General features: G+C 40.2%; 11 protein-coding genes. 6 read left to right on the top strand and 5 right to left on the bottom strand.

The window, feature by feature from the left end:
- Nucleotides 1–35 precede the first annotated feature (35 nt).
- Nucleotides 36–941, bottom strand: a complete 906-nt coding sequence (locus CRO21_RS10850; RefSeq protein WP_171294037.1) for an NUDIX domain-containing protein — start codon at nt 939–941, stop codon at nt 36–38.
- Between the two features lie 142 nt (nt 942–1,083).
- On the opposite strand from CRO21_RS10850, the gene hemP reads away from it, so the two are divergent.
- A complete protein-coding gene (gene hemP / locus CRO21_RS10855; RefSeq protein WP_087620566.1) occupies nt 1,084–1,254 on the top strand; it encodes a hemin uptake protein HemP in 171 nt (56 codons plus the stop codon).
- Between the two features lie 90 nt (nt 1,255–1,344).
- Here the strand turns inward: hemP and CRO21_RS10860 are convergent, their stop codons facing one another.
- Both CRO21_RS10860 and tsaA read right to left on the bottom strand, forming a co-directional pair.
- Nucleotides 1,345–3,108, bottom strand: a complete 1,764-nt coding sequence (locus CRO21_RS10860; protein ID WP_097079334.1) for a GspE/PulE family protein — start codon at nt 3,106–3,108, stop codon at nt 1,345–1,347.
- A gap of 127 nt (nt 3,109–3,235) precedes the next feature.
- Nucleotides 3,236–3,967 carry a tRNA (N6-threonylcarbamoyladenosine(37)-N6)-methyltransferase TrmO gene (gene tsaA, locus CRO21_RS10865; protein WP_097079335.1) on the bottom strand — a complete coding sequence of 244 codons (732 nt, stop codon included), beginning with the start codon at nt 3,965–3,967 and terminating at the stop codon, nt 3,236–3,238.
- 100 nt (nt 3,968–4,067) lie between these two features.
- Here tsaA and CRO21_RS10870 point away from each other — a divergent pair, with 100 nt between their 5' ends.
- Nucleotides 4,068–4,847 carry a ferredoxin--NADP reductase gene (locus CRO21_RS10870; RefSeq protein ID WP_087620570.1) on the top strand — a complete coding sequence of 260 codons (780 nt, stop codon included), beginning with the start codon at nt 4,068–4,070 and terminating at the stop codon, nt 4,845–4,847.
- A 44-nt stretch (nt 4,848–4,891) separates the two neighbouring features.
- Here CRO21_RS10870 and CRO21_RS10875 read toward each other — a convergent pair whose 3' ends face one another.
- Together CRO21_RS10875 and ahpF are read right to left on the bottom strand one after the other, a co-directional pair.
- Nucleotides 4,892–5,407, bottom strand: a complete 516-nt coding sequence (locus CRO21_RS10875; RefSeq protein ID WP_097079336.1) for a hypothetical protein — start codon at nt 5,405–5,407, stop codon at nt 4,892–4,894.
- Between the two features lie 111 nt (nt 5,408–5,518).
- Nucleotides 5,519–7,084, bottom strand: a complete 1,566-nt coding sequence (gene ahpF / locus CRO21_RS10880; protein ID WP_097079337.1) for an alkyl hydroperoxide reductase subunit F — start codon at nt 7,082–7,084, stop codon at nt 5,519–5,521.
- 278 nt (nt 7,085–7,362) lie between these two features.
- Here ahpF and trmB point away from each other — a divergent pair, with 278 nt between their 5' ends.
- The 4 genes from trmB (at nt 7,363) to CRO21_RS10900 (ending at nt 12,495) form a co-directional block, all read left to right on the top strand.
- On the top strand, nt 7,363–8,076 hold the full coding sequence (gene trmB / locus CRO21_RS10885; RefSeq protein WP_378234933.1) for a tRNA (guanosine(46)-N7)-methyltransferase TrmB: 714 nt from the start codon (nt 7,363–7,365) through the stop codon (nt 8,074–8,076).
- A gap of 169 nt (nt 8,077–8,245) precedes the next feature.
- Nucleotides 8,246–8,734 (top strand): sigma-70 family RNA polymerase sigma factor, encoded by a 489-nt coding sequence (locus CRO21_RS10890; RefSeq protein ID WP_097079339.1) that lies wholly within the window; start codon nt 8,246–8,248, stop codon nt 8,732–8,734.
- 8 nt (nt 8,735–8,742) lie between these two features.
- Complete coding sequence (locus CRO21_RS10895; protein WP_097079340.1) at nt 8,743–9,735, top strand: FecR family protein; 993 nt, start codon at nt 8,743–8,745, stop codon at nt 9,733–9,735.
- 180 nt (nt 9,736–9,915) lie between these two features.
- Nucleotides 9,916–12,495 (top strand): TonB-dependent receptor, encoded by a 2,580-nt coding sequence (locus tag CRO21_RS10900; protein WP_097079341.1) that lies wholly within the window; start codon nt 9,916–9,918, stop codon nt 12,493–12,495.
- Nucleotides 12,496–12,528 lie beyond the last annotated feature (33 nt).

Raw genomic sequence — 12,528 nt, forward strand, 5'->3', positions numbered from 1 at the left:
TATATGTTATCCAATATCACGCATCGTATAAAAAGTTAATTTGTCCAGAAATCAGAAATACCTGCGATACCATAGGCTGCATGCTGCTGTGCGATAGGTAAATCTTCAATTCGCATGCCACCTAATGCATAGACCGGCATTTCGGCCTGTGTTGCAAGATGATGGAATTGCTGCCAGCCCATACCCTGTTGCTCTGGATGACTTGGCGTTGCCAATACTGGACTTAATAAAACCGCATCACAACCCAGTTGATTGGCTTTATCTATATCAGCTGCGCTATGGCACGCCGCAATAACGTTGATATTTTCATAGCTTGCCAGATTCTGACATTGCGTAAGCTGACATCCATTTAGATGAATAGCAAACACTTGTTCTCGTACTGCCTGATCCAAGACAAGATAATCCTCCAAACGCACTATCAACTTGCTGTGTGGTAAATAAGCCTGTATCTGATTGATTAATTTTATGTCGGGTAAAGTGCTGGTGCGTAAATAACATAATTCAATATTATTTTTAGGTTGATATGCTCCGATATTTTCAGGACTTACTGCCAACAATCTTGCCCAATTGAGACGTTTGACAATCACATCATTTGCCGCAGGAAAAGTTAACTGTGATAATTGATCCAAATCGACCCACTGCCAACGTAAAAAAGCTGGTTGTGCAGAATCAATTAATCTACATAAATAAAAATCCAGCTTCACATGCCGATCCGGATATTCAAATTGTAAACTGTGAAATAATTTAATCACATTCACATCTATATTGACTTCTTCTTTTATCTCACGAAGTACAGCCTGTCGACTATCTTCAAAAGGCTCCACTTTCCCTCCCGGAAACTCATAACAGCCACCTTGATGTAGCTGCTCATCTCTCCAAGCGACTAAAATTTTACCCTGATGAACAATTAAGCCAATGGCAACATGAACAACTTTTTGCACTTTTACCAACCTCTAAAACCTATTGTAAAAATATGTAAATTTTCCACGAAAAAATACAAAAAAATTATTGAAAATAATTGACAGATGCATTCGATAATGATTATCATTTGAATCGTTAAGCAAATACCACGGAGCAACGACAATGAACGCACCTTTTACCCTATTTACTCGCAGCAACGAAACCCAACACAACCTGCCTATGCTACATTCTAGCAATCTATTTGCATTAGGCCGCGAAATTCGCATTTTACATGCTGGCGAAGAGTACCGTTTACGTTTGACACGTAATAACCGTTTAATTCTAACCAAATAAATTTAACTGTCTCAAAGAATAAAATATAACACGTGGGAAAAAATTTATGCGATCTGATCTGATCGCATAAATTTTATTGACAGTCCACATTTATAACGGCACGACCCGCATCACCTCTTCCAAACTGGTTAAACCTTCTGCAATACGTTTTGCACCCGCCAGTCTCAATGGCTGTAACCCTTCCTGATACGCATGTTGTCGAATTTGATCCAATGATGCATTTTTCCCCACTAAACGCTTTAAATCATGGCTTAGCGGCATCATTTCATACAATCCCACACGCCCTTTATAGCCAGTATTCCGACAATGTTCACAACCCACTGCTTCATAGATCATTGGAGGAACATGGCCATTCCACGGCTGAGTTAACTTTTGCCACAATGCCATATCAGTTGCTACGGTTTTTTTACACTGCGGGCATAAAGTGCGTACCAAACGCTGTGCCAATACACCCAAGATAGTTGCAGCAGATAAAAAAGGCTGTACGCCAAGATCGCCCAATCGGGTTAAGCTAGAGGGGGCATCATTGGTATGCAAAGTCGATAAAACCAAATGTCCGGTTAATGCCGCCTGAATCGCCATATTTGCGGTATCCTGATCACGAATCTCACCCACCATAATAATATCCGGATCCTGACGCATTAATGCCTTGATCCCATCGGCAAATCCCAGATCAATGGCCGGATTAATCTGCATCTGGTTAAAACTAGGTTCAAGCATTTCAATGGGATCTTCCACCGTACAAACATTGACTGCATCCGTTGCCAGTTGTTTGAGTGTGGAATATAAAGTTGTGGTTTTACCTGAACCGGTCGGGCCAGTAACCAAAATAATGCCATGGGTATGGTTTGTGAGTTGCTGCCAAGTTTCCAGTAATTGCCCACTAAAACCCAGTTGGGAAAAAGACCGTACCAACACCTCTGGATCAAAAATCCGCATCACCATCTTTTCACCAAAAGCAGTGGGTAAGGTCGACAAGCGTAATTCTGTTTCCAAGCCTTTCGGTGTTCTTGTTTTTAATCGTCCATCCTGCGGTTTACGTTTCTCTGCAACATTCATCCGCCCCAAAATTTTAATCCGTGCAATCACTGCGATTAAAATGTTGGTCGGCATATCATAAATCGTATGCAATACACCATCGATACGAAACCTTACTCTGCCGGTATCTTTACGCGGTTCCAAATGAATATCGCTGGCACTTTGTTCAAAGGCAAATTGTAAAATCCAGTCTACGATTCGTACAATATGCTGATCATTGGCATCGGGATTATTACTGACATCACCCAGCTGTAATAATGCCTCTACACTTTTATCTGTCTTAAAGGCACCCAACCCCTGCGCCGAAGCCACTGCCCGACTCACCTGATAATATTCATGTAAATAACGGCTCAATTGCTCCGGATTCAGTAGAACAATATCCAGCTTTTTATGTTTAAGTGTATGGGTTAAATCATTTTGCCACGCCAGATAGAAAGGTTGATCGGTACCAATCACCACATGTTCTGCATTTACCTCTACTGCTAATATGCGATTACGCAGGGCAAATTCTTGCGACATGACCTGAGTCAATAGACTGACATCAGCTTTAAGCGGGTCGATAATAAAATAAGCAATTTTCGCCTGTTGTGCTAACCACTGGCATAATCTGTTTAGGGTCAGTTTTGCTTCTGGATAAGCTAAGTCTTGCACATTAAAATAAGCAATCCATTGTAAAGGATGCCAGCTCAGCTGCTCTTTAGATCGAGAAGTGGTTAAAATTAAATTGGCATCTTTTTCACTTACTCTATGATTTTGCTTTAGTTGTTGCAAACACCAGTGCAGATCGATGTTTAAATTTTTGGGCGAATATTGCATGCTCAACGTGAAGCGCTCATTTTCATTCATTTGTGAAAATTTTATCATTATTTTTGCGCTATGCCTTATCTATTATTTTCAAATCATGATGATTCGCTTGAAGAACGAATGAGTCTGATGGCATTCATTAAGATGCTGTTAGCTGATGTTCAATCGCAAGGATTGTGATATTTTCCCGATCAACCGTAAATTTAACATTGCACTGCGCATAACTTAAACCATAAATTTTTTCTGGATCGTTTTGATAAGCCGGTTTCGGATTCAGCGCCAATACCTGTGCCAAAGCGGTTAAGGTTTCTATATTGATCAATTGTTGCTGCAATAATTGATCTTTTTGCTGTGTTGCCGCTTTCGACCAATGCACATTCAGTAATGGTGGTGCGTCTTGTGCATAGCCACTGCTGGCATTGGCAACAGCATCCACGTAAGCCAGATAGGGTTTAATGTCGATAATTGGCGTACCATCAAGTAAATCGGCACCTTTAACATACAACCGAGTTTCGCCTTGCTCCCGTTTAACCGCAATCAATTGCACCACAGACAAGCCAACCGGTGCAGGTCGATACATACTGCGGCTGGCGAAAACACCAATTTTTTGATTACCCCCTAAGCGTGGTGGTCGAATTAAAGGCTTAAAATCTTTAGCATCATTTTTTCTTTTATTATCATGAAATTGCCAAAGAAGCCAAAGATGGCTAAATTGTTCAATGCCCAAAAATGCATTCAAATCATCATAAGGCGCATTAAATACAACATAAGATATTGAATCTGTTAGATTTGGTTGACGAGGGACACCAAATTTCTCGGTGAATGGAGAACGCATATAACCGATTATTGGCAATAATAAATCATTATTCATCATTTTTTTTGATAAAGACCATTAATTATATTCAGTGTATCGAGAATCGTTTTGGATTAGAATAGCAAACTGTTTTTATTGGACAATTATTGAGAAATAGATGGCTGCATTTAATGTAGAACGTATTACCCACGTTCACCATTGGAACGATACTTTATTTAGTTTTAAAACTACTCGTGACACTGCACTTCGCTTTAAAAATGGTCAGTTTGTGATGATTGGTTTGGAAGTGAATGGAAAGCCGTTAATGCGGGCTTACTCGATTGCCAGTGCCAATTATGAAGAAGAACTGGAGTTTTTCTCGATCAAGGTACCGGATGGTCCTTTAACCTCTATTTTACAAAAAGTAAAAGTTGGTGACGAAATCCTGATTTCAAAAAAACCAACAGGTACACTGGTACATGATGATTTAAATCCAGGTAAAAACTTGTATTTTCTCTCTTCCGGTACTGGTCTGGCACCTTTCCTGTCATTGATTCGTGATCCTGAAACCTACGAAAAATTTGAAAAAGTAATTCTGGTACATGGTACACGCTGGATTAGCGAACTCGCTTATCAAGACCTGATCTTAAATGAACTGCCAAATAACGAATGGTTTGAAGAACTGGATATCAAAAACAAACTGATTTATTATCCAACCGTAACCCGTGAACCGTTTAGAAATGAAGGTCGGGTGACAACAGCAATTGAAACAGGCGAATTATTTGAAAAAATCGGTTTGCCACCTTTCAATCCGGAAACCGACCGCGCAATGCTGTGTGGTAGCCCACACTTTTTAACCGATGTTGCTGCCTTGCTGGATAAAGCGGGTTTAAAAGAGTCACCACGTATGGGTGTACTCGGTGATTATGTGATTGAACGAGCTTTTGTAGAAAAATAATTTTTTCCTTAGACATAAAACGAGGTGCAATACCTCGTTTTACTTTATTCTTTCTCTAAAGTTAAATTATAACTACTTTCAGCTTTTTTTCCTGTGATTACATCAGTAACCTGAGCAACTATTGTATACGTTCCTATAGGATCGGTTTCATCCAACATAAAGTCTAATGCAGGATCTGCTATAACAATCCCTTTTTCATTAGCCAAAATTCCTTGCCCATTTGCATAATTCATTTCTCCCCAGATTGGTTCATTATTAGAATTAAGTACGTATACATTAATTATAAAATGATAGTGGTTCTTTTCATCTACTGATAATCCCGTTACCAAAAAAGTAGTGGTTGTAAGCTGATTTGGCTTAATCACAAATATACGATGCAATATCAGGTCTTGATTATTGGTGGTAAACCATTTTTTAATATTGTCTGTGGAATCAGAAGTTACAATAATAAGTTTTAAATCACCTTGATCTGTTGCAACAACACTAGGTTGTGCCTGTACATGTGAATAAAATATAAAGTAAAAACAAAGTGATATAATATATGTTCTAAAAAAACGCATTTTAATTTTACGATGTATAAGATTGATTTTTAAACTTTTATCATATGTATTTTTTTATAAGCAATAAAAAACCAAAGCCATTGATATGACTTTGGTTTTATCAATGATGAACTATTGACCGGAACGGATCAGATAATCAAATGCACTTAAAGACGCTTTGGCACCTTCACCAGTGGCAATGATGATTTGTTTATACGGTACAGTGGTACAGTCACCTGCGGCAAATACACCCTGAACATTGGTTTCATTGCGTTCATTGATCACAATTTCACCACGATTGCTCAATTCCACTGCACTGTCTTTGAGGAAATCTGTATTGGGTAACAAACCAATTTGAACAAAAATCCCTGCCAGTTCAATCAAATGTTCTTCATCAGTCGCACGGTCTTTATATTTCAGACCTGTTACCTGACTACCATCACCCACCACTTCTGTACTCAACGCATTCATGATGACAGTAGTGTTTGGTAAGCTATGTAACTTATCTTGCAACACTTGATCTGCACGTAATTTGGTATCAAACTCGAATAATGTCACATGTTCAACAATACCGGCAAGGTCAATGGCCGCTTCAACACCAGAGTTACCGCCACCAATGACTGCAACACGTTTGCCTTTAAATAACGGACCATCACAGTGTGGACAGTAAGCAACACCACGTGTCGCATATTCTACCTCACCAGGAACGCCCATTTTTCTCCAACGCGCACCTGTAGACAGAATCACTGCTTTGGATTCAAGTTTTGCACCATTTTCCAATTCCAGTTCTACCAAACCATTGGCTGTTTGATCGGCACCAGTGATTTTATTCACTTTTTGCAGATTCATGATGTCTACGCCATAGACACGAACATGTGCTTCCAGATCTTCACCAAATTTTGGTCCCACTGTTTTTTGTATCGTAGTGAAGTTTTCAATGTCCATGGTATCCATTACCTGTCCACCAAAGCGTTCGGCCACAATACCGGTTTTAATCCCTTTACGTGCTGCATAAATCGCTGCGGTACCACCTGCTGGGCCACCACCAACAATTAACACATCAAATGCATCTTTGGCATTAATTTTGGCAGCTTCTTTTTCCGCAGAGTTACTATCCAGTTTCGCAACAATTTCTTCAATGGTCATACGGCCTTGACCGAAATGTTCATTATCCTGAAACACCATTGGTACAGCCATGATTTTACGCTCTTCGACTTCTTCTTGAAAGAAACCGCCTTCAATCATGGTGGTTGTGCTATTCGGATTGTAAATTGCGATCAGGTTTAATGCCTGTACCACATCCGGACAGTTATGACAGGTTAAAGAAACAAAGACATCAAAGTTTGCAGTTAAATCCAAGCCTTTAATTTGTGTCAGAATTTCATCAGATACTTTTGGTGCATAACCGGAAGTTTGTAACAAAGCCAGAATTAAAGACGTAAATTCATGCCCCATCGGCAAACCAGCAAAGAATACTCGTGGTTGCTGTCCTGCTTTGGCAATACCAAAACTTGGACGACGGTGATGTGTACCATCATAACGGGCACTCACCTGATTAGACAGCTCGGCAATCTCACCGACAAGTTCTTTCACTTGTAAGGATTTATCAGAATCATCGAGGGAGGCGATGATTTCAATGGGAGATTCTAAACGCTCTAAATAAGCTTTTAATTGTGTTTTTACATTTTGGTCTAACATCTTTATGCTCCAATAATAAAGTCTTTCATTCGTTAAATGTATAGTAGGCTTTTCTTTATGATAGGTAAAACAGAATGTTTTTATAAAAACTATCGGTTTTTTAAATCAAAATCTTAAGACGCTCCATTTTCCCATAATATGAGGGCTATTATGCTGAAATACAAACCTCTTTCGCATTGAATCCATAATGTATTTTCAGCTTAAGTTGCCCAAATCGGAATATCCTTTTAGAATAGCGCAGTTTTTCTTAAATTCTCTTTGTCCCCATGTCAGATCATTTGCAAAACGCTATAGCACAAGATATCCAAGATCTGGATAATCTTACCGAACATCGTGAAATTGTGACGTTTATGCGTCGCTCTTCTCCCTTGAATACTTCACAGCGTACAGCGTTGGAGAAGCATCAGGAATTTATTTTGCAATATCCGGTTGGCGACTTGCGTAAGGCTTTTCCTCATCCGGAACGACCATTGACTGTAGAAATCGGTTTTGGTATGGGACGCTCACTGGTTTTAATGGCCAAGGCCAATCCTGAGCGTAATTACGTCGGGATTGAAGTACATATTCCTGGCATTGCACAATGTGTTTATGAAGCCGGTCTGGCAGAATTAAATAATTTACGTGTACTCGATGCCGATGCCATTCAGGTCTTAAAAGAAATGCCTGATGACAGTATTGATTGTATTCAGCTATATTTCCCCGACCCATGGCAGAAAAAACGTCACTTCAAACGCCGTTTTGTGATTCATGAGCGCATGGCTTTGGTAGAACAAAAGCTAAAAGTCGGTGGTACTTTTCATGCTGCAACCGATTGGGAACCGTATGCCGAATGGATGCTGGATATTCTCGAACATCGTCCGCGTTTAAACAATATGGCAGGAAAAAATAAGTCTTATCCCCGTCCTGAATGGCGTCCGCTGACAAAATTCGAAAAACGTGGACTGGAAGCAGGACACCAAATTAATGATTTTATTTTTGAAAAAATAAATTAACGCGCATTAAGTTCTTATTATTGCTTGTAACATTGCAAATCGATGTTGCAAGCATCCGCATAGCTTAAATAACACTCCATATAAATAAAAAGATCTTTCTATTTTTATATTCAAGTTGCAGTTATGCTACAATTAAGATAATAGTTATCATTTACATTTCATATTTATTATGCGTGATTCGTTTCAACAATTGTATCAAGAGCATCATTCCTGGTTATATCAGTGGTTAAGACAGCGTTTAAACCATTCAGAAGATGCCGCTGATCTGGCACATGATACCTTTTTGCGTGTGCTGAAACGGCAGGAGCAATTTCATTTTGAACAACCGCGTGCCCTACTCACCACCATTGCCAAAGGTATTCTGATCAATTGGTATCAGCGTCAATCAATTGAAAAAGCCTATAAAGAGGCCTTGGCAACACAACCTGAACACTATCATATTTCACCCGAACAGCAATTACAGTCGATTGAAGCATTATGTTTAATCAATGATTTATTGAACAATATGCCGACACGACAACGTCAAGTGTTTATCTGGTCACAACTCGAAGGCATCACCCAACAAGAAATTGCCAATCGTTTAAATATTTCAACCCGAACTGTAATACGTGATCTATTGCAAGCCATGACCATTTGCCTGACCGTGATGGATGACTAAGCAGCAGAATGAATCAACAGGAAATCCTCGCACAAGCTGCCGAATGGCTATTAAAAATTCGCTCAGGTGAATTAAGCCAGCAACAATTACAAGAACTGGAACAGTGGAAACACAGCAGTCCGGCACATGAAAAAGCTTGGCGAAAGGCAGAAAAATTGCTCAATGTGCTCAATGATATACCGCAAAACTCAGACGCTATTTTACAACATGGACAGCAACATAGTCGCAAGATACTGGGCAAACTGGTATTAAGTCTTTTATTTGCAAGTACGGCAATCTATTTCTGGCAAGACAATTGGTACTATCGTTTATTTGCCGATTATTATACCGCCCGTGGGGAACAACAACAGATTTTACTCGAAGATGGCACACAACTGGATCTCAATACCAGTACGGCACTCGATGTACAATATACGGCGCAGCAACGTTCAATTCATTTACATTATGGTGAAATCTGGATTAAGACGGGTCATCTGGCTGCATACAAAGATCAACCCTTTATTGTCACCAGCAAATATGCAGATATACAGGCACTTGGCACGGTATTTAGTGTACAGCAATTGCAGAAACAGCAACAAAGCTGTGTTGCCGTATTAGAAAGTGCAGTTAAAATCAAGCTTAAAGATTCCCATAAGGCACAGATTTTGCGTGCTGGCGAACAATTGTGTTTCGATGCACGACGAAGTTTTGGTAAACAACCTGTACAACCCAACCAATACCTTTGGCGTAATCATGTCATTATGGCCTATGACATGCCACTTAAAACCCTGATTCAGCAGATTGGACGTTATCAAAACCGCTATATCCGTCTGGCACCGGAAATCGAAAACATCAAAGTTTCTGGTTCTTTTCCTTTGCACGATCTTGATCAACTGATTCAGGCATTACAACAGAGTTATCCGGTAGATGCACAAACCTATTTCGACCAACGGCTAGTGGTCATAAAAGCCAGAACCTCACATCAACAGACACAAAAGAACCAGAGAGATGTTGAGGATTAATTCCCTTTTACTGTTTATTTAATCCATAGATTAGAAATGTACTAACGCCAGATATAGATTAAAAACGATAAAATACAAACCCTTAAAATTTTATTTATGAATAATTATCATTTTCATGTCACTTATTAAACGCTTGGCGGGTATTAAGGATGTTCATACAAATTTTTGCTTGAGGTGATCATGATTTTTCGTAAAAAAGCCTTGCCAATGTTGGTGCAGGCGTTCCTGGGATTTCTCCCCTTTTCAATATCACATGCTGAAGAGACACAAGCTTCTGTCCAACAGCTACAGCACTATCATATTGCAGCTAATGATCTGGGTTATGTTTTATCCAGCTTTGCAGCTCAGTCAGGCGTGGTATTTAGCTTTGATCGTGAACTGCTAAAAGGTCAGCGTAGTGAAGGATTACAGGGTCAATACAGTGTTGCACAAGGCTTTGCCAAAATCCTGCAAAACCAGCCCTATCATGTTATCAAACAGAATAATACCTATCTTCTCGCCATAAAAGATATTGCACATGCTGAAGCTGTACCCGAACAACATTCTGGTCAGGATCTGGTCACGGTTGCAGCCAGACGTGAGGATTTGCCAGTACAACTTCCTGTACTCGTTGTTAAAGCCGAGCCTATTCTTAGCACGACCAGCAAAAACCGGGAGGAATTACAGCAATTTCGAGGTACAGCGAATGGTGATGCTTTTGCTGGTATTGCCAGCGTACAATTAAACAGTCTACGAAATGAAGCTGGTGCGATTGATGTCGGGATCCGTGGCTTGCAAGGTGAAGGCAGGGTACCTGTCATCATTGATGGGAGTCTACAAGCCACCCATACACATCGTGGTTATCAAGGTGAAAGTGATCGTACCTATATCGATATGGATTTAATCGGTCAGTTGAGCGTGGAAAAAGGTGCATCCAATAATCGCTATGCGACAGGCGCAATTGGCGGCACGATACAAATGAAAACCTTAAGTGCTGATGATATTTTACTTGAACATAAAAATGTCGGGGTTTTACTTAAGGGCACGCTATATAACAATAACAGGACACCCAATATTCCCGAAGATACGCTAGAGCAGGATCGTTATTTATTAAGCAATCATCTTAGCGGCAGCAAATTCAATAATGGTGCATTGACCACAGCTTTTGCCTATCGCAATGATTTGCTGGATCTGGTTGCAGCCTATAGCCAGCGTAAAGTCGGCAATTATTTTGCCGGAACACAAGGCAAGGAAAACTATCAACAGGAAAGCGCCGTGGTGAGTCCTGGACAGGAAGTGGTCAATACCAGTTATCAAAGTAAATCCGGGATTATGAAACTAGGCTGGAATATCACCGATGAACAACGTTTGGAACTCAATTTCCGCCGACATCTGCAACAGGCAGGTGAAGTTCTGGCAGCCTATTGGTATAAGGCTCCCACTTATGATCCAAACTATCCAGACTATTGGGCACCACCAGCAGACAGAGATTCGATGGCACAGTGGTCCTTGGGCGATGCTAATGTAAATGCCTATAGTGCAGAATATCATTATAATCCTGCCAATCATGGCTTAATTGACTTAAACATTAATATTGCAAAAACCGATGCCAAGATGCATCAGCACAATGGTTTATGGACCAACTGGGGATCATCGGCAGACCAATATCGGGCAAGCTATCGGGATGAGCGTACAGCAATACAGATCAGTAATAAGAGTCGTTTTTCCACACTCCCTGTTATCTTGGAGTATGGTCTAAGTGCCGATGAACAGCGTATGCAACCCAGATATTTCTATGAATTTGATTCTGCACGCAATGCCAAACGTCAGAGTCAGGCCGCATTTGTCACTTCAAATCTGACCACAAAAATTGCTGATGTTGCCTTAAGCACTCGTCTGCATGAATCGAAAACCACGGATTATATCGGGGAACGCACACTAGATTATAAAGCACATGTGGATGTATTAACCCATGCCGCTTTTCATCTCAATGATCAGGTTGATCTATACGGAAAACTCGGCAATAGCTATCGCAATCCAAGCTTGTTTGAATCAACCCAATCACGAGAAACATTTAATTATTATCCACACAATCCAATTCGAGCAGAAAATTCACGTCATGCAGAATTGGGCCTTCAAGGGCAATATGCGGATCTGTTTGCTGCAAAGGATAAATTAAATATCAGCCTCAATTATTTTTACAATAATATCAAAGATTATTTATCTCAAGGTGCAATACCGCCAGGCCCTGATTCCGGCTGGTGGGAAACTTATTTATTGGCCTTTAAAAATTATGACAAAGTTGTGTTAAAAGGCATCGAGTTAAATGCTAATTATCAACATCCTGCTTTTTCTGTCGAAGCCAATGCAACCTTTAATGCAACTGCAAAAATTTGTCCGGTGAAAAATCATTGCAATGCGGTAGGCGATGCCTGGAGTCTAATCAGTACCCGAATCGCACCCAAACGTACAATCAATTTAACTCTTGCGAAAAACTTTCTGGATCAAGACTTAAGTATTGGTACACGCCTACGCTATCACTCAGCGAAACACAATCCACGCGGCTGGTTTGACGGTACAGCCATTACTGGTCGTGCTGTAGAGGATATTCCTGCCGATACACTGGTTGATCTATTTGCCAGATATAAGTTAAATCAACATGCAAACCTTAATGTGAGCATTGAGAATTTAACCAATCGTTATGCCTTTGATCCCGGTACAGTAATCGGTATGCCAACACCCGGACGCACTATACACGCCAGTCTGGAACTACGTTTCTAAGGTTTGCTATTCAATCTCATCACTATTTGATTT

Origin of the sequence: Acinetobacter puyangensis (assembly GCF_900096995.1) — a bacterium.
Lineage (GTDB): Bacteria > Pseudomonadota > Gammaproteobacteria > Pseudomonadales > Moraxellaceae > Acinetobacter > Acinetobacter puyangensis.

What these genes read in the sequence shown, in the direction of transcription:
- hemP (WP_087620566.1), top strand. Translation starts at nt 1,084, where the DNA reads ATGAACGCACCTTTTACCCTATTTACTCGCAGCAACGAAACCCAACAC.
- CRO21_RS10860 (WP_097079334.1), bottom strand. Translation starts at nt 3,108, where the DNA reads ATGCAATATTCGCCCAAAAATTTAAACATCGATCTGCACTGGTGTTTG.
- tsaA (WP_097079335.1), bottom strand. Translation starts at nt 3,967, where the DNA reads ATGAATAATGATTTATTATTGCCAATAATCGGTTATATGCGTTCTCCA.
- CRO21_RS10870 (WP_087620570.1), top strand. Translation starts at nt 4,068, where the DNA reads ATGGCTGCATTTAATGTAGAACGTATTACCCACGTTCACCATTGGAAC.
- CRO21_RS10875 (WP_097079336.1), bottom strand. Translation starts at nt 5,407, where the DNA reads ATGCGTTTTTTTAGAACATATATTATATCACTTTGTTTTTACTTTATA.
- ahpF (WP_097079337.1), bottom strand. Translation starts at nt 7,084, where the DNA reads ATGTTAGACCAAAATGTAAAAACACAATTAAAAGCTTATTTAGAGCGT.
- CRO21_RS10890 (WP_097079339.1), top strand. Translation starts at nt 8,246, where the DNA reads ATGCGTGATTCGTTTCAACAATTGTATCAAGAGCATCATTCCTGGTTA.
- CRO21_RS10895 (WP_097079340.1), top strand. Translation starts at nt 8,743, where the DNA reads ATGAATCAACAGGAAATCCTCGCACAAGCTGCCGAATGGCTATTAAAA.
- CRO21_RS10900 (WP_097079341.1), top strand. Translation starts at nt 9,916, where the DNA reads ATGATTTTTCGTAAAAAAGCCTTGCCAATGTTGGTGCAGGCGTTCCTG.